The 20,725-nt window shown below is 67.3% G+C and carries 19 protein-coding genes; 11 read left to right on the top strand and 8 right to left on the bottom strand.

Going from position 1 to position 20,725, the window contains the following annotated elements; genetic code table 11:
* The 6 genes from ilvD to AC3A6X_RS18890 all read left to right on the top strand — a co-directional run bounded on the left by ilvD (position 1) and on the right by AC3A6X_RS18890 (position 7,047).
* Entirely contained in the window at positions 1-1,722 is a 1,722-nt protein-coding gene (ilvD, locus tag AC3A6X_RS18915) for a dihydroxy-acid dehydratase (protein WP_487843631.1), read from the top strand.
* A gap of 25 nt (positions 1,723-1,747) precedes the next feature.
* A complete protein-coding gene (locus AC3A6X_RS18910; protein ID WP_487843630.1) occupies positions 1,748-2,740 on the top strand; it encodes a Bug family tripartite tricarboxylate transporter substrate binding protein in 993 nt (330 codons plus the stop codon).
* A gap of 19 nt (positions 2,741-2,759) precedes the next feature.
* Positions 2,760-3,551 carry a class II aldolase/adducin family protein gene (locus AC3A6X_RS18905; RefSeq protein WP_487843629.1) on the top strand — a complete coding sequence of 264 codons (792 nt, stop codon included), beginning with the start codon at positions 2,760-2,762 and terminating at the stop codon, positions 3,549-3,551.
* A gap of 10 nt (positions 3,552-3,561) precedes the next feature.
* On the top strand, positions 3,562-4,548 hold the full coding sequence (locus AC3A6X_RS18900) for a 2-dehydropantoate 2-reductase (RefSeq protein WP_487843628.1): 987 nt from the start codon (positions 3,562-3,564) through the stop codon (positions 4,546-4,548).
* Positions 4,549-4,639: 91 nt separating this feature from the next.
* Positions 4,640-6,682 carry a hypothetical protein gene (locus AC3A6X_RS18895; RefSeq protein WP_487843627.1) on the top strand — a complete coding sequence of 681 codons (2,043 nt, stop codon included), beginning with the start codon at positions 4,640-4,642 and terminating at the stop codon, positions 6,680-6,682.
* Positions 6,679-7,047, top strand: coding sequence for a hypothetical protein (locus AC3A6X_RS18890; protein WP_487843626.1), 369 nt, complete (start codon positions 6,679-6,681; stop codon positions 7,045-7,047). The genes AC3A6X_RS18895 and AC3A6X_RS18890 overlap by 4 nt, the downstream gene beginning before the upstream one ends.
* 109 nt (positions 7,048-7,156) lie before the next feature.
* On the opposite strand, the gene AC3A6X_RS18885 is transcribed toward AC3A6X_RS18890, so the two are convergent.
* The gene (locus AC3A6X_RS18885; RefSeq protein ID WP_487843625.1) at positions 7,157-7,879 is read right to left on the bottom strand and encodes a hypothetical protein; all 723 of its coding nucleotides are present in this window, start codon (positions 7,877-7,879) and stop codon (positions 7,157-7,159) included.
* A 16-nt stretch (positions 7,880-7,895) separates the two neighbouring features.
* On the bottom strand, positions 7,896-8,984 hold the full coding sequence (alr, locus tag AC3A6X_RS18880; RefSeq protein WP_487843624.1) for an alanine racemase: 1,089 nt from the start codon (positions 8,982-8,984) through the stop codon (positions 7,896-7,898).
* Between the two features lie 160 nt (positions 8,985-9,144).
* On the opposite strand from alr, the gene lplT reads away from it, so the two are divergent.
* Genes lplT through AC3A6X_RS18865 form a run of 3 tightly spaced genes read left to right on the top strand, consistent with a single transcriptional unit; the run spans position 9,145 to position 11,869 of the window.
* Positions 9,145-10,449, top strand: a complete 1,305-nt coding sequence (gene lplT / locus AC3A6X_RS18875) for a lysophospholipid transporter LplT (protein WP_487843623.1) — start codon at positions 9,145-9,147, stop codon at positions 10,447-10,449.
* Positions 10,450-10,472: 23 nt separating this feature from the next.
* A complete protein-coding gene (locus AC3A6X_RS18870) occupies positions 10,473-11,387 on the top strand; it encodes a DMT family transporter (protein ID WP_487843622.1) in 915 nt (304 codons plus the stop codon).
* Complete coding sequence (locus AC3A6X_RS18865; RefSeq protein WP_487843621.1) at positions 11,384-11,869, top strand: glutathione peroxidase; 486 nt, start codon at positions 11,384-11,386, stop codon at positions 11,867-11,869. Before AC3A6X_RS18870 ends, AC3A6X_RS18865 begins: the two co-directional genes overlap by 4 nt.
* 10 nt (positions 11,870-11,879) lie before the next feature.
* Here AC3A6X_RS18865 and AC3A6X_RS18860 read toward each other — a convergent pair whose 3' ends face one another.
* On the bottom strand, positions 11,880-12,317 hold the full coding sequence (locus tag AC3A6X_RS18860) for a carboxypeptidase regulatory-like domain-containing protein (RefSeq protein ID WP_487843620.1): 438 nt from the start codon (positions 12,315-12,317) through the stop codon (positions 11,880-11,882).
* Positions 12,318-12,557: 240 nt separating this feature from the next.
* On the opposite strand from AC3A6X_RS18860, the gene AC3A6X_RS18855 reads away from it, so the two are divergent.
* Positions 12,558-13,835, top strand: coding sequence for an NHL repeat-containing protein (locus AC3A6X_RS18855; protein WP_487843619.1), 1,278 nt, complete (start codon positions 12,558-12,560; stop codon positions 13,833-13,835).
* Positions 13,836-14,100: 265 nt separating this feature from the next.
* Entirely contained in the window at positions 14,101-15,357 is a 1,257-nt protein-coding gene (locus AC3A6X_RS18850; RefSeq protein WP_487843618.1) for an NHL repeat-containing protein, read from the top strand.
* A 47-nt stretch (positions 15,358-15,404) separates the two neighbouring features.
* Here the strand turns inward: AC3A6X_RS18850 and glcF are convergent, their stop codons facing one another.
* The 5 genes from glcF to glnK all read right to left on the bottom strand — a co-directional run bounded on the left by glcF (position 15,405) and on the right by glnK (position 20,721).
* A complete protein-coding gene (glcF, locus tag AC3A6X_RS18845) occupies positions 15,405-16,631 on the bottom strand; it encodes a glycolate oxidase subunit GlcF (protein WP_487843617.1) in 1,227 nt (408 codons plus the stop codon).
* Position 16,632: 1 nt separating this feature from the next.
* Positions 16,633-17,727, bottom strand: coding sequence for a glycolate oxidase subunit GlcE (gene glcE, locus AC3A6X_RS18840; protein WP_487843616.1), 1,095 nt, complete (start codon positions 17,725-17,727; stop codon positions 16,633-16,635).
* 29 nt (positions 17,728-17,756) lie between these two features.
* Entirely contained in the window at positions 17,757-18,680 is a 924-nt protein-coding gene (locus AC3A6X_RS18835) for an SMP-30/gluconolactonase/LRE family protein (RefSeq protein WP_487843615.1), read from the bottom strand.
* 134 nt (positions 18,681-18,814) lie between these two features.
* Positions 18,815-20,356: an ammonium transporter gene (locus AC3A6X_RS18830; RefSeq protein WP_487843614.1), complete on the bottom strand. Its 1,542-nt coding sequence runs from the start codon at positions 20,354-20,356 to the stop codon at positions 18,815-18,817.
* A gap of 26 nt (positions 20,357-20,382) precedes the next feature.
* Entirely contained in the window at positions 20,383-20,721 is a 339-nt protein-coding gene (gene glnK, locus AC3A6X_RS18825; RefSeq protein ID WP_309960609.1) for a P-II family nitrogen regulator, read from the bottom strand.
* Between the last annotated feature and the right edge of the window lie 4 nt (positions 20,722-20,725).

Raw genomic sequence — 20,725 nt, 5'->3', positions numbered from 1 at the left:
ATGAGCGAGCCCAAGCGCTTCCGCTCCGCGATCATCCGCGAGGGCACCATCCGCGCCACCACGCGCAGCTTCCTGCATGCGCTGGGCCAGGACGACGAGGACATCGCGCGCCCGCACATCGGCGTGTTCCACACCGGCGGCGAGATGAGCCCCTGCAACCTCAACCTGCGCGAGCAGGCGCAGCATGCCAAGACCGGCATCTACGCGGGCGGCGGCACGCCGCACGAATGCCCGGTGGTGTCGGTGAGCGACGGCCTGACGATGGCGCATTCGGGCATGCGCTTCTCACTGATCTCGCGCGAGCTGATCGCCGACAGCGTGGAAGCCTCGACGCGCGGCCACCAGTGGGACGGCATCTTTGCCATCGGCGCCTGCGACAAGAACCTGCCGGGCCTGATGATGGGCATGGTCCGCTGCAACGTGCCCAGCGTGTTCGTGCATGGCGGCTCTGCCCTGCCCGGGCAGATGCCGGGGCCGGATGGCCGCGACCTCAACGTGGTCGACACCTACGAGACCATCGGCAAGGTGCTGGCCGGCGACGCCACGCACGAGGAGCTCGACGCCATGAGCCGCGCCTGCCTGCCCACCGCCGGCGCCTGCGCGGGCCAGTTCACCGCCAACACCATGGGCATGGTGTCGGAGGCGCTCGGCCTGGCGCCGATCGGCTCCAGCATGGTGCCGGCCGTGTTCAGCGAACGCGCGCCGCTGATGCGCCGCGCCGCGAAGCAGCTGATGAAGGCCGTCATGGGCGAAGGTCCGCTGCCGCGCGACGTCGTGACGCGTCAGGCGCTGGAGAACGCCTGTGCGCTGGTCTCGGCCACCGGCGGCTCGACCAATGCGGCGCTGCACCTGCCGGCAATCGCGCACGAGGCGGGCATCAAGTTCCACCTCGACGACGTGGCCGAGGTGTTCGCGCGCACGCCGCTCATCGCCGATCTGCGCCCGGGCGGGCAGTACCTGGCGCGCGACGTGTACTACATCGGCGGCGCCGGCGTGATCCTGCGTACGCTGCTGGAGCAGGGCTTCCTCCATGGAGACGTGCTCACCTTCACCGGCCGCACGCTGGCCGAAGAAGTGGCCGATGCGCCGGCGCCGGACGGCCGCGTGGTGCGCAAGGCCGGCGATCCGATCACGCGCGACGGCGGCCTCGCGGTGCTCAAGGGCAACCTGTGCCCCGACGGAGCCCTGCTCAAGACTGCTGGCCTCAAGACGCTGGTGCATCGCGGACCGGCGCGCGTCTTCGAGTCCGAGGAAGAAGCGCAGACCGCCGTGCAGAACCGCCGCTACCAGGCCGGCGACGTGATCGTGATCCGCAACGAAGGGCCCAAGGGCAGCCCCGGCATGCGCGAGATGCTGGGCATCACCGCCCTGCTCTACGGCCAGGGCATGGGCGACAAGGTGGCGCTGCTGACGGACGGTCGTTTCTCGGGCGCGACGCGCGGCCTGTGCATCGGCTACGCGGGGCCCGAGGCGGCCGAGGGCGGACCGATCGCGGCGCTGCGTGACGGCGACATCGTCGCCATCGACGCACGGGCAGACATCCGCAGCATCTGCGTCGAGCTGAGCGATCAGGAAATGGCCATGCGACTCGCGCGACGTCAGGTAAACGCGGGGGTGCGGCATACAGGCTTGCTGGAAAAATACGCGCTCACCGTGCGCCCCAGCCACCAGGGCGCCGTGACCCATTCGGGCGCAGTCACCTGGCTGCGCGACGAATCCTGAAACGCTCACACGGAGACATCCCATCATGACCCTCACCCGCCGCCACCTGCTGCAGACCACCGGCGCCTCGGCGCTGCTCGCCAGCCTGGGCCAGCAGGCCTTCGCGCAGGCGCAGCCTTTGGAAACCGCCCGCCTGATCACCGGCTTCGCCGCCGGCGGCACCTCCGATACGCTGTGCCGCCGCGTCGCGAGCCGCCTTCAGCCCGACTACGGCAAGGCCGTGGTGGTCGAGAACCGCACCGGCGCGGGCGGCCAGATCGCCGTCACCTACGTCAAGGGCCAGCCGGCCGACGGCGCGACGATCCTGCAGACGCCGACCTCGATCCTCACCATCTATCCGCACATCTACAAGAAACTGCCCTACGACCCGCTGGTCGACCTCACGCCGCTGACGATCGCCTGCCAGTTCGACTTCGGCTTCGCGGTCGGCCCGGCCGTGCCGGCGAGCGTGAAGTCGGTGCCCGAGTTCCTGGCCTGGGCCAAGACGAACCCCACCGGCGCCAACTATGGCTCGCCCGCGGCCGGCTCCACGCCGCATTTCATCGGCGCGCTCCTGGGCAAGAACGCCGGCGTCGATCTCAAGCACGCCGCCTACCGCGGCACGCAGCCGGCCATGCTCGACCTGCTGGGCGGCAACGTGGCGGCGGTGTCGGGGCCGATCGGCGACATCACGCAGCACCTGGCCACGGGCAAGGTGCGCATCCTGGGCGTCTCCGGCGCCAAGCGCAGCCGCTTCGCACCCGACGTGCCGACCTTCGAGGAGCAGGGCATCAAGAACGTCACGCACAGCGAATGGTTCGCCTTCCTGCTGCCGGCCAAGGCCTCGCCCGAGGTGGTGGCCCGCGCCAATGCGGCGATGAAGACGGCGCTGGCGCAGAAAGACGTGATCGACGGCCTGGGCACCTTCGGGCTGGAGGCCATGTCCTCCTCGCCGCAGGAGTTGACCGAGCTGCTGAAGAAAGACACTGCCAAGTGGGCCCCCATCGTGAAGCAGATCGGCTTCACGGCGGAGAACTAGACATGCAAAGGAACTGCCGATGAACACCCCGCTCGCCACCGCGGCCGCCGCCGCGGCCCGCCCCGCCATCCATCCCGACGAACAGGAGGCGCGCCTGCAGCTGGCCGCCTGCTACCGCGTGTTCGCGATGCTGGGCTGGACCGAGATGATCTACAACCACATCACGGTGCGGCTGCCCGACAGCGTGACGGGCGGGCAGAAGCAGTTCCTCATCAACCCCTTCGGCCTGCACTACAGCGAGGTCACGGCCGGCAGCCTGGTCAAGATCGACCTGCAGGGCAAGGTGCTCGACGGCTCGCGCCATCCGGTCAACCCGGCCGGCTTCACCGTGCATGCCGCGATCCACGACGGCCTGCCCGACGCGCATTGCGTGATGCACACGCACACCAACGCCGGCGTGGCGGTGGCCTGCCTGCAGGGCGGCCTTCAGCAGACCAACTTCTATTCAGCGCAGCTGCACGACATGGTGGCGTACCACGACTTCGAAGGCATCACCATCCATGCCGACGAAGGGCCGCGGCTGCTGAAGAGCATCGGGAACAAGCCCGCCGTGATCCTGCGCAACCACGGCCTGCTGGCCTGGGGCCAGACGCTGCCGCAGACCTTCGCCATCCTGTGGACGCTGCAGCGCGCCTGCGAGATCCAGATGGCCACGCTGTCGATGGGCGCGCCCATCCCCGTCTCGGAAGAGATCGCGCGCAAGTGCACGCGCGATGCGCTGCAGTTCAACCCCCAGCACGGCGGCGGGCAGGACGTGTTCGACGCGCTGGTGCGGCAGGTCGATCGCATCGACGACTCCTACAAGCACTGAGCGAGGCGCGATGAAAGTCTGCATCTACGGCGCCGGCGCGATCGGCGGCTGGATCGGGGCCGGCCTCGCGCAAGCGGGCAGCCGGCTCAACGTGGTGGCGCGCGGCGCGACGCTGGAGGCGCTGCAGCGCGATGGGCTGAGCGTGATGCGCGGCGACCAGCGCACGCGCGTCGCCGTCAATGCGGTGGCCGACCCGGCCGACCTGGGCGTGCAGGACCTGGTGGTGATCGCCGTGAAGGCGCCGGCGCTGCCGGCCGTCGCCGCGCAGATCGCGCCGCTGCTCGGCCCTGACACGATCGTGCTGACGGCCATGAACGGCGTGCCCTGGTGGTTCCTGCAAGGCGGCTTCGGCGGCCCGCTCGCCGGCAAACAGCTGGAGGCGGTGGACCCGGGCGGCAAGATCGACGCTGCGATTCCCGCGCAGCATGTGATCGGCTGCGTGGTGCATGCGAGCTGCTCGCTGGATGCGCCGGGCGTGGTGCGGCATCACTTCGGCAATGGCCTCATCATCGGCGAGCCCTCGGGCGAGGCCACGCCGCGTGCGCAGCGGCTCGAGGCGCTGCTGAAGCAGGCCGGCTTCGAGGCCCGCCTCTCGCCTCAGATCCAGAAGGACGTCTGGTACAAGCTGTGGGGCAACATGACGGTCAATCCGATCAGTGCGTTGACCGGCGCCACCACCGACCTCATCCTCAACGACGAGCTGGTGCGCGGCTTCATCTCCACCATCATGCTGGAGGCGCGCGAGATCGGCGAGCGCATCGGCGTGCCGATCGCCGAGAGCCCCGAGGACCGGCACGCGGTCACACGCAAGCTGGGGGCTTTCAAGACCTCGATGCTGCAGGATGTCGAAGCCCAGCGGCCGGTGGAGCTCGACGCGCTGGTAGGCGTCGTGAAGGAACTCGGCGATCTCACCGGCGTGCACATACCTTTCACCGACGCACTGTTCGGCCTCGGCCGGCTGCACGCCCGCATGCGCGGCCTGTACCCAGCTGCTTGAGACTCGTGCCGACAAGCGGCACCTCATGGAACGCTTTTGCTGTGCTTGTTACTTAGTTGTGTTCGCAATTCAACACAACTAACTCGCGCAAATGGTTCCCAAAACAGTCGCAACAACAATCGGAAGTCTTGTACTTAAATCGGGCTTCGACAAAGCCCTTCAGACCGACGTCGCAGAAGTCGCCAAACGCTCCGGCAGCCGATCCACTCGTCTGACCGGGAGCTATTTAACTAGGCCCGACGGGGAGCTCGTCACGCTAGCGATCGACGTGAACTCATGTGGCCGCAATGCGAATGCCACTGCCGCGGCGCTTGGAGATTTCACACAGAAGTGGAACGAGTACTTCAAGGACTGGGGATTGCCGCTGCGAATCAGCGCGCAAACAGGCGAGGACTCGATGCCGGGTTCCGTCGATCTGGGGTCTTTTGCATGCACTACCGGCCCACTCCCGGTCGAGAGCACCATAGGAATTCCAGAACTACTGGGCCTGAAGTGTCCAGAGATCACGCCGGATATCGAACCTGCATTGCACCGCGCCTTGTCCAACGACATCGGACAGTTCGGGTTTACCAACTACCCCGCCGGGGAATGGCGCCCGGCCGCGTGCGGCATGCCGTACCTGCCCGGACCGACCGACGTCGTGGCGCTGGCGCAGATGAGCGGCGCCGACAGCGAAGTCCATGTGAAGAAGGTCACCGACGAGCTCGTCGAGCGGCTTTCGGCAAAGTATGGAAACAACATCATCGGCCACTTCCTGGGCGCGCTTTCCGGGGACATCACGCGGCGCGTCGTTGAACTGCTGCTGGTCAGAGGTGGCGATTTCAAGGATCGGCAGTGGATCGTCAAGATCGTTGGCGAGACCGTTTCCGTTGCCGTCCAGGTCGCGGTCATGGCCCACTTCGGAGGCTATACGGCTATCGGGGGCGCGGTTTCAGCAGGAATGGGCCTCGCCGGCGGCATATTGGGCGAACTGGTCCTTCCCGAATTCATTCGCTCGTTAGTCGTCACCCTCGGACCTATCAATCTGGGTCTTGCGATCACTGATGCCGCTTTTGGAACAGGCAATTGGCCGAGCGAGCTGATTGGATCCTATGTGGGCCATTTCGTCGCGCAACTGGCTCTGGGCGCCGCGGAGGCCGTGCTGGAGAAGTTCCTTCCGGAGCGCGATGAGGCAAAGCGCGAGATGCTGTCCCAGGGCGGATTCTCCGTCTGGGATTCCTGTGACTCAACGTTCATCAGGGAACCTTTCGCACCATGGAACTTGGGCCACCACCTGCCCGCGTGCGTGCAGACCCTGCATTACGGCAACAAGCTCTTGGCGGATTTCGTCCAGAAGTACTTTAACCTCATGGTGATCCGCCAGAGCATCTATAAGTCGGACGTGCAACTGGACGAGCAATGCCTTCGCAACGCTTTCACGCAGTTTGCGGAACTCTCCAGAGTCATGGAGCGCCTCACAATGACGCCGCAATCAACTGCGGTCGAGCCGCAAGATCTGCTCGACCAACTCAAGGGCGGAGGCCGGCACTTTTCGTTCAATTTCTATGTAGAGAACGCGAAACCCGAGATCTGGAACGCTCTGATAGAGGGCCTCAATCAAGAAATTGAAACACTGGACCTCCGAGGATTGCGGACTCCCAACGAGCAGAGCGAGATGGAGGTGCCTTACTACCGAGAATCTGGCCGCGAAGTGTTGAAAGCTGGTCTCAAGAACTTCCGCAAGTTAACTGTTCTCGCACTGGATGCGACGCCGAACATGTTCAGAGACGAACTTCTCGCAGGGCCACTCAGCGAAAGATTGGACGCGCTTCGACTGACAGCGCCAGCCGAAACGAACGCCGCCGCAACTGGCATCTCACCACACCATCTGAATGACTGTGTACGAAACTACCGGCACTTGACCCAACTGACGGCCGACGTATGTACCGACCAGGCGAACGCTCAAAAGGAAGGTCGCAATGTCCACGAGGCCCTGAAACAACTGTTCTTGAGCATTGCGGAATCAGACACCTTGCAAAAGGTCGATCTATGCACAACCGCTCCGGTGGAACTTCCTCAAAAGTGGCTTCAGCAAGTCGAAAGGCGCTGCGAGACAACTACATGCTGTGCGAGTTCAAACCTGTACAAACCATGAGCGTGCCGATCAAAGCAATCATCGCCCGCAACCGCGAGTTGCATGCCGAACTACTGAAAGTCGCCTCGGACCCCGACCAAGTCGGCAAGCTCCTCGCGCAAATTTCTGACAAAAACATACAAGCGCAACTCAAGGCGTTGGTGGTTGACCGGGTCAATCGTTTGGCCGATGACGGCCCCATGTCAAACCCCCTCGATCCCTACGCCCTCACGGAGGTGTCGGTCGACGCGGCCGATCACAGCTCCATGCCAAGCCTCCTCGACCGCGACTCGCTACCCCCCACGAAGGACTCGGCCAATGACGACCACAATCCCAATAGCGACACGGTGATCAACATGGAGGAGCTTGACTGGCGGGACAAGTAAGCTGGCTGAGTCGTCACGTGATTGCCTTCCACCAGAAGACGATCACAGGATTACGAACCGGGCTTGCAAGCGCGCCGTGCTGCCGCTTTGGCAACAGTGCGACGCGCACTCATCGCTTGAGCAATGCCCGCACCGCCTCCGGCAGCGAGTTCACCTGCGGCATGAAGCGATCCAGCGCCGCGCCGAGCAGCACCGCGCACAGCAGCGCGCCCAGCAGCGGCTTCCAGGTCAACCGCACCGCGGCCGTGAGCCACCCCTCGCGCGCCACGCGCACCGCCGCGGTGGCCGTGACGTAGCCGAAGGCGAGCTCGATCGCCACCGCGAGCAGCGCCTCCGAGCCGAAGTACAGCAGCACCAGCGCGCCGGCGCCGAAGAGGATGGCCAGGCCGATCAGGAAGATGGCGACCACCGGCACCACGACGATGGCGCCCTCGTCGGCCCCAGCCGCGGCTTCCAGCGCGCCGCCGGCCAGGTCGCCGGCGCCGTGGCCTCCACCGGCCGGGCTCGTGCCGCCACGGGACGACGGCCAGTCGGCGATCTGCGGGTCCGGCAAGTCGGGGTCGAACTGGGTGTTCTTGCGGATCAGCATCGTGGCCCACCATCGCAGGATCCAGAGGTACCCCAGGTAGCCCACGCCCAGCGTCAACAGGTAGCGCAGCGCCAGCGACTCGACGCCGGCCTTCATCTGCAGCCATGAAGCGAGCCACATGAGCAGCAGCGTCGCCGTCCCGATCAGCAGGCCGTGCGTGCGCAGGTCGTGGTTGCGGTGCAGGTCGCGCTCGAGCTGCGTTTCCCAGAGGCGCACCGAGCGCCAGTTGGACAGGATCTTCAAGCGGCCCGCGCCTTGCTCAGTCCACCGCGACCGGCACGCGCGGCGCCACCGCGCACATCAGCTCGTAGCCGATGGTGCCGGCTGACCGCGCGACCTCATCGATGGGCAGCACGGCACCGTTCGAGGCACGCCCCCACAGCGTGACCTCGCTGCCGAACACGGCATCGGGCACCGGTGTGAGGTCGACCGTGATCATGTCCATGCTGACCCGGCCGACCATGCGCGTGCGCACGCCGTTCACCAGCACCGGCGTGCCGGTGTCGCAATGGCGCGGATAACCGTCGGCATAGCCGACCGCGGCAACGCCGATGGTCAGCGGGCCTTCGGCGGTAAAGCGGGAGCCGTAGCCGATGGTGTCGCCCGCGGCCAGCGTCTGCACCGAGAGCAGCCGCGTGGACAGCGTCATGGACGGCTGCAGCTGCCAGTGCGCCGCATCGTGCTCGGGGAAGTCGGGCGCGCTGCCGTACAGCAGGATGCCGGGGCGCACCCAGTCGGCGCGCGTCGTGGCGGCATGGCGCAGGGTGGCGGCGCTGTTGGCGATCGTGCGCTCGCCCGGCAGGTCGCGCGTGACGCGCTCGAAGACCTCGAGCTGGTGGGCCACGCCGCGCGCGCCGTCGGCGTCGCTGAAGTGAGTCATCAGCGAGATCTCGTCGACCTGCGGGAGCGCGTCGAGCCGCGTCCAGGCGGCGCGGAAGCGCTCGGGCGAGAAGCCCAGCCGATTCATGCCGGAATTCATCTTGAGGAACACACGCTGCGGCACCTGCGTCTTGTGGGCGGCCAGCATGTCGATCTGCGCGTCGCAGTGCACGGTATGCCAAAGCTCCAGGCGCGAGCACAGCTCGAGGTCGCGCGGCTCGAACACGCCTTCCAGCAGCAGCACGGGCCCGCGCCACCCCAGGGCGCGCACGCGCTCGGCCTCGGCCAGGTCGAGCAGCGCGAAGCCGTCGGCGGCGCGGAAGGGCTCGAAGACGCGCTCGATGCCGTGCCCGTAGGCGTTGGCCTTGACCACCGCCCAGACGCGGGCGTCGACGGCAGCGCGGCGCGCGCGCTCGAGGTTGTGGGCCAGAGCGGCGGTGTGGATGGTGGCGAGGATGGGACGAGGCAAGGTCAAACCCGTTCAGGACATGAGGACAAACACCCGGGAGACGCCGGGCGCGACGTCATTTTGACATTGCACCCCCATGCTATAACCGCGCATTTCCGCCAGTACCGCGGCCAATTTCAACTATTGCCAGCAGCCCGACTCCTGGCCAGCCAGCCCATCGATGAAGCGCGGTTTCTACACGATCATGTCGGCCCAGTTCTTCTCGTCGCTGGCCGACAACGCGCTTTTCGTTGCGGCGGTGGAATTGATGCGAAGCGGCGGCGCGCCCGAGTGGCAGCGCGCGGCGCTGGTCCCGATCTTCACCATCTTCTACGTGGCACTGGCACCGCTGGTCGGCGCCTTCGCCGACGCGCTGCCCAAGGGCCGCGTGATGTTCATCAGCAATGCGATCAAGGTAGTGGGCTGCGTGATGATGCTGTTCGGCGGCCACCCGCTTTGGGCCTACGCGGTGGTCGGCCTGGGCGCGGCGGCCTACTCGCCGGCCAAGTACGGCATCCTCACGGAGCTGCTGCCGGCTTCGCAGCTGGTCAAGGCCAACGGCTGGATCGAGGGCCTGACCATCGCCTCGATCATCCTGGGCATCGTGCTCGGCGGGCAGCTGGTGGGGCATGCGCTGTCGACCCGGCTGCTGGGGCTGGACTTGCCGCTGATCGACACCGGCATCGACACCCCGCCCGAGGCGGCGATTTCCGCGCTGATCCTCGTCTACATCATCGCGGCCTGGTTCAACACGCGCATCCCCGACACCGGCGTCGAGATGCGGCCGCTGCGCTCCAATGCGCAGCAGGGCATGCTGCGCAACCTGCTGGCGCTGCTGCCGGACTTCTGGCACTGCAACTCGCGCCTGTGGCGCGACAAGCTGGGCCAGATCTCGCTGGCGACCACCACGCTGTTCTGGGGCGCGGGCGGCAACCTCAAGTACATCGTGCTGGCCTGGGCTTCGCTGGCGCTGGGCTACAGCACGGCGCAGGCTTCGTCGCTGACCGGCGTGGTGGCCATCGGCACCGCGGTGGGCGCGGTGGTGGCGTCGATGCGCATGCGCCTGGACATGGCCACGCGCGTGATCCCGCTGGGCATCAGCATGGGCGTCCTGCTGATCGGGATGAACTTCATCGGCAACATCTGGCTCGCGGTGCCCTTCCTCATCCTGCTGGGCGGTCTGGGCGGCTTCCTGGTGGTGCCGATGAATGCGCTGCTGCAGCACCGCGGCCACAACCTGATGGGCGCCGGCCGCTCGATCGCGGTGCAGAACTTCAACGAACAGGCCTGCATCCTGATCCTCGGCGCGTTCTACAGCGCCTGCACCGGCCTGGGCCTCTCGGCCTACTCGGCGATCACCGCCTTCGGGCTGGTGGTGGCGGGCTTCATGTGGCTGATCAAGCGCTGGCATCGCAACAACCTGCAGCGCTATCCGGAAGAGGTGGAGCACCTGCTCGCGATCGCGCGCAGCGACAAGCACCACTGAGAGCCTCTGAGCCCACCGCTGCCTTGCCCGCTCTCGCGCTTGTCTTCAACGCCTTCGTCTGGGGCGTCTCCTGGTTCCCCTTTCGCCAGATCGAGGCCCATGGCCTGCATCCCGTCTGGGCCACGGCCCTCATCTATGCGCTGATCGTGCTGGCCATGGGATGGCTGCGCCGCCATGCGTGGCGAGCCTTCGCGACGTGGCCGGGTCTGTGGCTCCTGGGGCTGGCGGCCGGCTTCACCAACGTGGGCTTCAACTGGGCCGTGACGCAGGGCGACGTGGTGCGGGTGGTGCTGCTGTTCTACCTGATGCCCTTGTGGAGCGTGCTGCTGGCCTGGATCTTCCTCGGCGAGCGGCCCAACCTTTCGGCACTCGCGCGCATGGCGCTCGCGCTCGCCGGCGTGGCCGTCGTGCTCAAGACGCCGGAGACCGACTGGCCGGTGCCGGCGAGCCTGCCCGACTGGCTGGGCGTGGCGGCCGGCTTCAGCTTCGCGTTGGCCAACATCCTGCTGCGGCGGCTGCGCCCGGCGCCCGGCGAATCGCGCGCGCTCGCCATGTTCGCCGGCTGCGCGCTGGTGGCGGGCCTGACCGCGGCGGCCGGCACCGCGCTCGGCGCCATCGCGCCGCCGCCGCTGCAGCTGTCGGCGGCGGCAGGGTGGGCGGGCTGGGCGGCGCTGCTGGGCGCCGGCTTCGTCTTCGCCAACGTCTGCCTGCAGTACGGCGCCGCGCGCCTGGCGGCCAGCGCCACCGCGGTGATCATGCTGTCGGAGGTGCTGTTCGCCAGCGTCTCCTCGGTGGCGCTGGGCGCGGCCACGCTGGATGCCCGCATCTGGGCCGGCGGCGCGCTGATCGTGCTGGCGGCCTTGTGGTCCTCGTTTGCGCGAACGAACGGCGGCGAGGATGATCGGCATTCCCGCATCCTGGAGGACAAGCCATCATGACCAGCATCTACGACTTCGAAGCCCGGCAGATCGACGGCAGCGAGGTGCCGCTGTCCAAGTACAAGGGCCAGGTGCTCCTGATCGTCAACACGGCCAGCAAATGCGGCTTCACGCCGCAGTTCGAGGGCCTGGAGGCGCTCTACAAGAAATACGCTGGCAAGGGCCTCGCGGTGCTCGGCTTCCCGTCCAACCAGTTCGGCAACCAGGACCCGGGCACGAACGAGGAGATCGGCGCCTTCTGCGTGCAGAACTACGGCGTGAGCTTCCCGATGATGGAAAAGATCGAGGTCAACGGCCCCGGCGCCACGCCGCTCTACAAGTGGCTGGCGAAGGAAGCGCCGGGCCTGCTGGGCAGCACGGCCATCAAGTGGAACTTCACCAAATTCCTGGTCGGCAAGGACGGGCGCGTTCTCAAGCGCTATGCGCCACTGGACACGCCGGCCTCGATGACGCGCGACATCGAGGCGGCGCTGGCGTCCTGAGCCGCTTCGCTCAGAAGCGGAAATCCGCGGTCTGCGAACCGCGGCCGACCATGACCGTGTGGGTCTTGGTCATGCCCTCGGTGCGGGCCTCGACGGTGTAGCGGCCCGCCGGCAGGTCGACCAGGCACACGGGTCCGGAGGCGCGCATCGCGAGCGCGGTGTCGCCGCCGGCGGACTTGATGGTGACCTCCACATTGGCCAGGTACTCGCCGCCGGCGCGCGCGAACAGCAGCGCGAGCGGGTGATCCTTCATCGCGGCGCGCATGGCGTTGGACTCGTCCGAGCCGATGCCGCCGCAGGCGAAGCGCGCGTTGCCCTGCACCTTCATGGCAGGCAGCGTGCCGGTGCCGGGGTCGACGGTCTGCGCGTGCGACGCCAGCGGCCCCGCGACGCAGGCGCATGCGAGCGCAGCGCCGAAGAACAGCGTGTGGAGAGGGCGGTTGTGCATGGTCTTGCTCCCGAAGTGAAGACATGCGTATCGTGCCGCGCTGCCACCCGACCCGGGTCGGACCAGCGCCTCTTCGCTTGTGCGATCAAACCGTCGCCGCGCACGTGCTCAAGCACGCCAATCTGACGAATTGTCGCAACACCGCAAGCAATCCGCGCGCGCTCGCCACACTTCGGCTCTCGCCTTGGCGCCGCGCGCATCAGCAAAGTCGGCGCCGACCCCACGCCTTCGAACAGACCCATGATCAGTTATCGCGCCCTGCCACTCCGCGCCCTTGCCGCGACCATCTTCTCCCTGTGTCTGGCTGCTTGCGGCGGAGGCGGCGATGGCGGTTGCGCAGCCTGCGGGTTCGGGGCTTCCCTGGCGGGCGCATCGACAGACCCCTCGACGGCCCACCCGCCCACGTCGCCGGCAACCCCGCCTTCGACCGAAACGCCTCCGTCGACCGAACCGCCCTCGACCGAGCCTCCGGCGCTGCCTGGCGCAACGCCTCCCAGTTACGTCATTGGCGGCTTGCTCACCGGACTGCCCGCCAACAGCAAGCTGGTTCTGTTGAACAACGCGGGCGACGCGCTGACGCTGGCGGCCAATGGTGCATTCAGCTTCGCTTCGCCCGTGGCCTTCAATACCGGCTACGCGGTGACGATCGCCACCCAGCCTCTGTGGCAAGCCTGCCGCGTGGCCAATGGCAACGGCACCGCCGTCGCCAACGTCACCAGCGTCGAGGTGTCCTGCGCCGAAGCGCAAGCGCTGGTCTCGACGTTCGCCGGCCGTTCGGCGAGCGGCTTCGCCGACGACACCGGCACTGCCGCAGCGTTCGACAGCCCGCAAGCTCTCGCGATCGCCGCCAGCGGGAACCTCTATGTGGCGGACGACGACAACGATGTGGTTCGCAAGGTCACGCCGGCCGGCGTCGTCACCAACTTGGCCGGCTCGGCGGCGCCCGGCTACATGGACGGCATCGCAGTGGACGCCAGCGGCAATGTCTACGTCGCGGACTTCCACAACAACATGATCCGCAAGATCACGCCGAATGGTGAGGTGACGACCTTGGCCGGTTCCGGGGCCTTCGGCGCGGACAATGGCCAAGGCACGGCTGCATCGTTCGCCCGGCCTAACGCTGTAAAGGTCGACGCCAGTGGCAATGTCTATGTCGCCGACAGCCATAGCAGCTTGATCCGCAAAATCACACCGGATGGCGTCGTCACTACTCTTGCCGGCTCCACGCCGGGCTTCGCCGATGGCACCGGCACCGCCGCACAATTCTTTGAGCCGTGGGGTCTCGCCGTCGACGCCAACGGCTATGTCTACGTAGCGGACTCCGGCAATAACAGGATCCGCAAGATTGCGCCCAACGGCGTCGTCACCACGATCGCCGGCTCCGGTGCGTCAGGCTCGGACAACGGCATCGGCACCACTGCCCTGTTCTCCAATCCGCTGGACGTAGCGGTGGACGCCAGCCTCAATCTTTATGTGCTCAGCGGCAACATGATCCGCAAGATCGCTCCCTTGCCCTGAAAGAGCCGGTCACCCGCGCATCCTGGCGCTGAACGCACGAGCGATCCATCCGACTCGGCGCCAACAACCATCGAGCCAATCGAACATGAGACTCTTCACTCTCCGCCCCCTCGCCATGGCCGCCCTCTACCTGTCTCTCGCTGCTTGTGGCGGTGGAGGCGATGGCGGGTGCTCGACATGCGGCTTCCTGGCCTCCGCTCCGAGTGCACCTGCCGCCGGCGACACGGCACCTGTGCAGATCCCTCCCGCTGGCGACACGGCACCTGTGCAGATCCCTCCGGCTGGTGACACGGCACCTCCCACCTATGCCATCGGCGGCACTCTTACGGGGCTGGCCGACAACACCAAGTTGGTTCTGCTGGACAACGGCGGTGATGCACTGACACTGGAAGCCAACGGCGCCTTCAGGTTCGCTGCGCCAGTGGCTTTCAATACTGCCTACGCGGTGACGGTGGGCACACAGCCTCTATGGCAAAACTGCGAGGTGAGCAATGGCAGCGGGACCGCCACCGCCGATGTGAACAGCGTGCAGGTGAACTGCATCGAAGCGCAGGCGCAGGTCTCGACACTTGCCGGCTCGGCTGCAGCAGGCTTCGCCGAGGGCACCGGTGATGCGGCGCAGTTCAATGGCCCATCGGGCATGGCGGTGGATTCCAGCGGCAATGTTTACGTGGCAGATTACTACAACAACAGGATCCGAAAGCTCACACCGGCCGGCGTCGTCACTACCTGGGCCGGTTCCGGAACACCAGGCTTCGCCGACGACACCGCTGCTGCGGCGCAGTTCAATGGCCCATGGGGCATGGCGGTGGATCCCAGCGGCAATGTCTACGTGGCGGATAACAACAACCACAAGATCCGCAAGATCACGCCGGCCGGCGTTGTCACCACGCTGGCCGGCTCCGGAACCGCAGGCTCGGCCGACGGCCCCGGCGATATCGCGCAATTCAACTATCCGGGAGGCATCGCAACCGATGCAAGCGGCAATGTCTACGTCTCGGAGCTAGGCAACCACGCGATTCGCAAGATCACACCGGCTGGAGTCGTCACGAAACTCGCCGGCTCAGGAACGGCAGGTTCAGCCGACGGCATTGGGACCACGGCGCAATTCGACAATCCGTTCGGCCTCGCAGTCGATTCCAGCGGAAACATCTACGTGGCGGATACCTACAACCACCTGATTCGCAAGATCACACCGGCAGGCGTCGTAACAAGATTTGCCGGGATAGGAGCTGGCTCAGCCGCCGGCACGAGCGCAAACGCAGAATTCAACTTGCCGTCCAGCGTTGCAGTCGATACCAGCGGAAATGTTTACGTCTCGGAGGTAGGAAACCACGCGATTCGCAAGATCACACCGGCTGGAGTCGTCACGAAACTCGCCGGTTCAGGAACGGCAGGTTCAGCCGACGGCATTGGGACCACGGCGCAATTCAACAATCCCTGGGACGTGAAGTTGGACGCCAGCGGAAACCTTTACGTCGCCACCGACAACGCGATCCGCAAGATCACACCGGTGCGCTGACTCCGCTGCGGGACCGCGGCGACCCAAGGGCAGTCGGGCGGACGCCGTCAGTAACCCAGTGCCTCGTCCAGCACTTCCACCCAGTGCCGCACCGGAAGCCCGCTGCCGCTTTGCAGATGCGTGATACAGCCGATGTTGGCCGAGAGGATGGCGGTGGGCCGTAGCTGGTCCAAGTGCTCCAGCTTGCGGTCGCGCAGCGCATAGGCCAACTCGGGCTGCAGCACGGAGTAAGTACCGGCCGAGCCGCAGCAAAGATGCGACTCGTTGCGTGCCACCTGTATGTCGAAGCCGAGCGCGCGCAGATTCACCTCGACGCCGCCGCGCAGCTTCTGCCCATGCTGCAGCGTGCATGGCGGGTGGTAGGCGAAGACGCCCGGCGGCGCCTTTACGCGGTCCTTCAACAGCGGCACCAATTCGGGCAGCAGCTCGCTCAGGTCGCGCGTGAGTGCGCCGATGCGCGCGGCCTTCTGCGCATAGGCCGGCTCATCGCGCAGCACGTGGCCATACTCGCGCACGGTGACGCCGCAGCCCGAGGCGTTCATCACGATCGCCTCGACTGCGCCCTCTTCCACGAAAGGCCACCAGGCGTCGATGTTGGCGCGCATCTGCGCCTTGCCACCCTCCTGGTCGTTGAGATGGAACTTCACCGCGCCGCAGCAACCGGCGGTTGGCGCGATCACCGCCGCGATGCCCGCGGCATCGAGCACGCGCGCGGTCGCGCTGTTGATGTTGGGCGCCATCGAGGGCTGCACGCAGCCGGCGAGCATCAGCATCTTGCGCGCGTGACTGCGCGCAGGCCACGCCCCGGCCGGCTGCGGCACCGGCACCTTGGCCTTGAGCTTGGCCGGCAGCAGGCCGCGCACCGACTGGCCCAGCTTCATCGCAGGACCGAAGAGCGGCGAGGGCAGCGCCTCCTTCAGCGTCCAGCGCAGCGCGCCTTCCAGCGCCGGGCGCGGCACCTTCTCATCCACGATCTTGCGGCCGATATCGACCAGGTGGCCGTACTGCACGCCGGAGGGACAGGTGCTCTCGCAATTGCGGCAGGTGAGGCACCGGTCCAGGTGCAGCTGCGTGCTGCGCGTCGGCGCCTTGCCTTCGAGCACCTGCTTGATCAGGTAGATGCGCCCGCGCGGGCCGTCGAGCTCGTCGCCCAGCAGCTGGTAGGTCGGGCAGGTGGCCGTGCAAAAGCCGCAGTGCACGCATTTGCGCAGGATAGCCTCGGCCTCTTCGCCGTCGGCCGTGCCCTTGAATTCGGGAGCGAGTTCGGTTTGCATCTCAAGTCGTGGGGAAGAGCCGTGCGCGGTCGAACACGGCATGGGGATCGAACTCGCGCATCAGCGCCTCGTGGATGCGCTTGAGCGGTGCGCTCAGGGCATCGAAGCGGCGCGTCGCGGTGCCGGCGCCATCCGCGGTCATGAACAGCGTTGCATGGCCGCCTGCGGAACGGGCCGCTTGCCTGAGCCGCTCGCCCTCGCCGGGCGCCACCTGGTACCAACGCTGGCCCCCATGCCATTCGATCAGCGGCGGCTCCTCCAGCGGAAGCACCGGCGCGGTCTGCGGCACCGACAGGCGCCACAGCTCTTTGCCCTGGCGCGCGTCGAACCAGGGCAGCCGGAGATCGCGCGCGGCCTCCCAGTCGCTGCGGGCCTGCACATCGTCCTGCCGCTCGCCGCCGAGGCGGGTGCAGGCGGCCGCCACCGCGGCGGTCGCGCCGCGCAGGCGCAGCCAAAGTCGGCCCTGGCCCTGCTCATGCGTCCAGCGGCTCGCATTGAGCGGCAGCGGCTGGCCGCACCAGCCGTTGAGCAGGCGCAGCGCATCGGCCTGGTGGCAATCGAAGACCAGCGTGGCCTCGGCCGGCGGCACGGGCAGCACCTTCAGGCTGACTTCCGCGATCAGCCCCAGCACGCCCAGCGAGCCGGCCAGCACGCGTGAGACGTCGTAGCCGGCGACGTTCTTCATGACCTGGCCGCCAAAGCTGAGCAGCTCGCCGCGGCCGTTGAGAAGCTGGGCGCCCAGCACGTAGTCGCGCACGGCGCCGGCGCTGGCCCGCGCGGGGCCGCTGAGGCCCGCAGCGACCATGCCACCGACCGTACCGCCTCGATCGAAACGCGGCGGCTCGAAAGGCAGGCACTGGCCCTGCGCCGCCAATGCCGCTTCGAGTTCGGCCAACGGCGTGCCGGCGAGCACGGTCACGACGAGCTCGCTGGGTTCGTAGCTCACGAGGCCCTGGAGCTCGCCGGTGGAAAGCGGCTCGCCCCGCGGCGGCTCGCCGTAGAAGTCTTTGGTGCCTCCGCCACGAATGCGCAGCATGGTGCGCTCGGCGGCGGCGGCGCGAATGCGCTCGGCGATCTGGCGAAGGGCTGGATCCATGCGGGCGATGGTAGCGCCCACTAGCGGCTTCATTCCGCGAAGAAACGGACGGGCAGTCCTGACACTTCCGCACGCATCGCGATCACCTGGCCGGAGGCCGGCCGCTGCTCGAGTTCGTCGGCAGGCCGCCCGCGGCGTGCGGTGGTAACGAACAGCGTGCGCAGATCGTCGCCGCCGAAGCAGGGCATGGTGGGGCATTGCACCGGCACGGGCAGCGCCGCCACCTGTTCGCCCAGGGGCGAGAAGCGCAGCAACTGCCCGCCCTCGAACATGGCGACCCAGTAGCAGCCCTCGGCGTCGACGGTTGCGCCATCGGGCCGCCCCTGGTAGCGCTGCGCGGAAGCCGATGACCAGCCCTCTGGCTTGGCCTCGAACTGGCGCAACACGCGGGGACGCGCGAGGCGATTGGCCTGGGCATCCCAGTCCCACACGCTCACGCAGTGCGCGGCGGTGTCGGCCCAGTAGAGCGCGTCGGCGTCGGGCGCAAAGGCCAGGCCGTTGGCGGTGGTGACGCCTTCGGCCATGCGGGTCAGCTGCGGAACGCGGCCACCGCGCGCATCGAGGCAGTAGAGCGCACCGCTGGCGCGGTCCTTGGCCTCGTTGAGCGTGCCGGCCCAGAAGCGGCCCTGCGCGTCGCACTTGCCGTCGTTGAAGCGCATGCTGCGCGCGTCGTGGTCCACATGCGCGAGAACGGTGAGCGCCCCGCCCCATTTGCGCGCACGGTAGATGCCGTCGCGCAGCGCGATCACCAGGCCGCCGCGGGCCGCGGGCGCCATACAGCCGGGCTCGGTGGGCAGGCTCCAGCGCTCGACCGTGGGCTTGCCCCCGATCTCCCCGCGGGTGCGCAGCACGGCGCGGCCCGGGATGTCGAGCCAGTAGAGCGAGCGCTCATGGGGGTGCCAGAAGGGCGATTCGCCGAGCTGGCAGAGGCTGTCGTCGAGGGCGGTCCACATGCCGGCAGCTTAGGCCAAAAAAAGGCCCGCTCGCGCCGGGGCGCTTGCGGGCCGAACATCCAAAGGAGACTCTTGCTTTGAACTGTTCTTGAGGCGATGGGTGCGGGCCGCGCGCGGCCCGCACTCGCCCCGCTTCAGCGGTTGTAGGCGGTTTCGCCGTGGGACGAGATGTCCAGGCCCTCGCGCTCTTCCTCTTCGCTCACGCGCAGGCCGATGGTGAGGTCGACGATCTTGAAGGCGACGAAGGAGACGACAGCGGACCAGACGATGGTCAGCAGCACGGCCTTGAGCTGGATCCAGACCTGCGCGCCGATGCCGTTGGACACCACGCCGGCCGTGACCCAGTCGCCCACCAGGCCGGGGCCGCCGAGCGCCTGGGTGTTGAACACACCGGTCAGCAAGGCGCCGACGATGCCGCCCACGCCGTGTACGCCGAACACATCCAGCGAGTCGTCAGCGCCGAGCATGCGCTTGAGGCCGTTGACGCCCCACAGGCAGGCGAAGCCGGCGACGAAGCCGACGATGATCGCGCCCATCAGGCCGACGTTGCCGGCCGCCGGCGTGATGGCCACCAGGCCGGCGACGGCGCCGGAAGCGGCACCCAGCATCGAGGCCTTGCCCTTCATCAGCGCTTCGCCGATGGACCAGGCCAGCACCGCCGCGGCCGTGGCCGAGAAGGTGTTCATGAAGGCCAGCACGGCGCTGGTGCCGGCTTCGAGTGCGGAGCCCGCATTGAAGCCGAACCAGCCCACCCACAGCAGCGAGGCGCCGACCATCGTGAGCGTCAGCGAGTGCGGCGTGAAGGCTTCCTTGCCGTAGCCGATGCGCTTGCCGATCAGGAAGGCGCCGACCAGGCCTGCAACGGCCGCGTTGATGTGCACCACGGTGCCGCCCGCGAAGTCGAGCGCGCCCCATTGCCAGATCAGGCCGGCCTTGGCGTTCATGGCGTCGACCACGTCCTTGTTGGCATAGGCGTCCGGGCCCATCCAGAACCAGACCATGTGCGCGATCGGTGCATAGCTGAAGGTGAACCACAGCGCCATGAAGAGCAGCACGGCCGAGAACTTGATGCGCTCGGCGAAGGCGCCCACGATCAGGCAGCAGGTGATGCCGGCGAAGGTGGCCTGGAAGGCGGCGAACAGCAGTTCAGGGATGTAGACGCCCTTGCTGAAGGTCGCGGCCGGCGCGAAGGTGCCGGTGGCGGAGTCGAAGATGCCCTTCATGAAGAGGCGGTCGAAGCCGCCGATGAAGGAGTTGCCCTCGGTGAAGGCGAGGCTGTAGCCGTAGATCAGCCACAGCACCACGATCATCGAGAAGGTGACCATGATCTGCATCAGCACCGACAGCATGTTCTTGCTGCGCACCAGGCCGCCATAGAAGAGAGCCAGTCCGGGGATGGTCATCATGATGACCAGCAGCGTCGACAGCAGCATCCAGGCGGTGTCGCCCTTGTTGAAGGAGGGCGCGGCCGGCGCTGCTGCTGCGGCATCGGCGGGTGCGGCGGCAGCGGGAGCGGCCGGGGCCGCTGCGGCGGGTGCCGCGGGCGCGGCGGCGGCCGGGGCGGTGGCGGCGGGCGCTTCTGCCGGCGCCGGCGCCGGCGGCGTCTGGGCAAAGCCGGCGGTGCCGGCGGCGAGCACGCTCAGGCCCAGGGCGAGAGAGACAAGCAGTTTTTTCATTGGATCTGTTCTTTCGTGCCTCGAAGTCAAAGGGCTTCGCGGCCTGTTTCGCCGGTGCGGATGCGCACGACCTGCTCGAGGTCGTAGACGAAGATCTTGCCGTCGCCGATCTTGCCGGTGCGGGCGGCGCTCTCGACCGCCTCGATCACGCGCTCGACCAGATCGTCGGCCACGGCGGCCTCGATCTTGACCTTGGGCAGGAAGTCGACCACGTACTCGGCGCCGCGGTAGAGCTCGGTGTGGCCCTTCTGGCGGCCGAAGCCCTTGACTTCCGTCACGGTGATGCCCTGCACGCCGATCGTCGAGAGCGCCTCGCGCACCTCGTCGAGCTTGAACGGTTTGATGATGGCTGTGACCAGCTTCATGATG

This window comes from Variovorax sp. Soil_C_12 (assembly GCF_057657375.1).
Note: the sequence above shows the minus strand (reverse complement) of the source record. Positions and strands in the feature narration are given on the sequence as shown.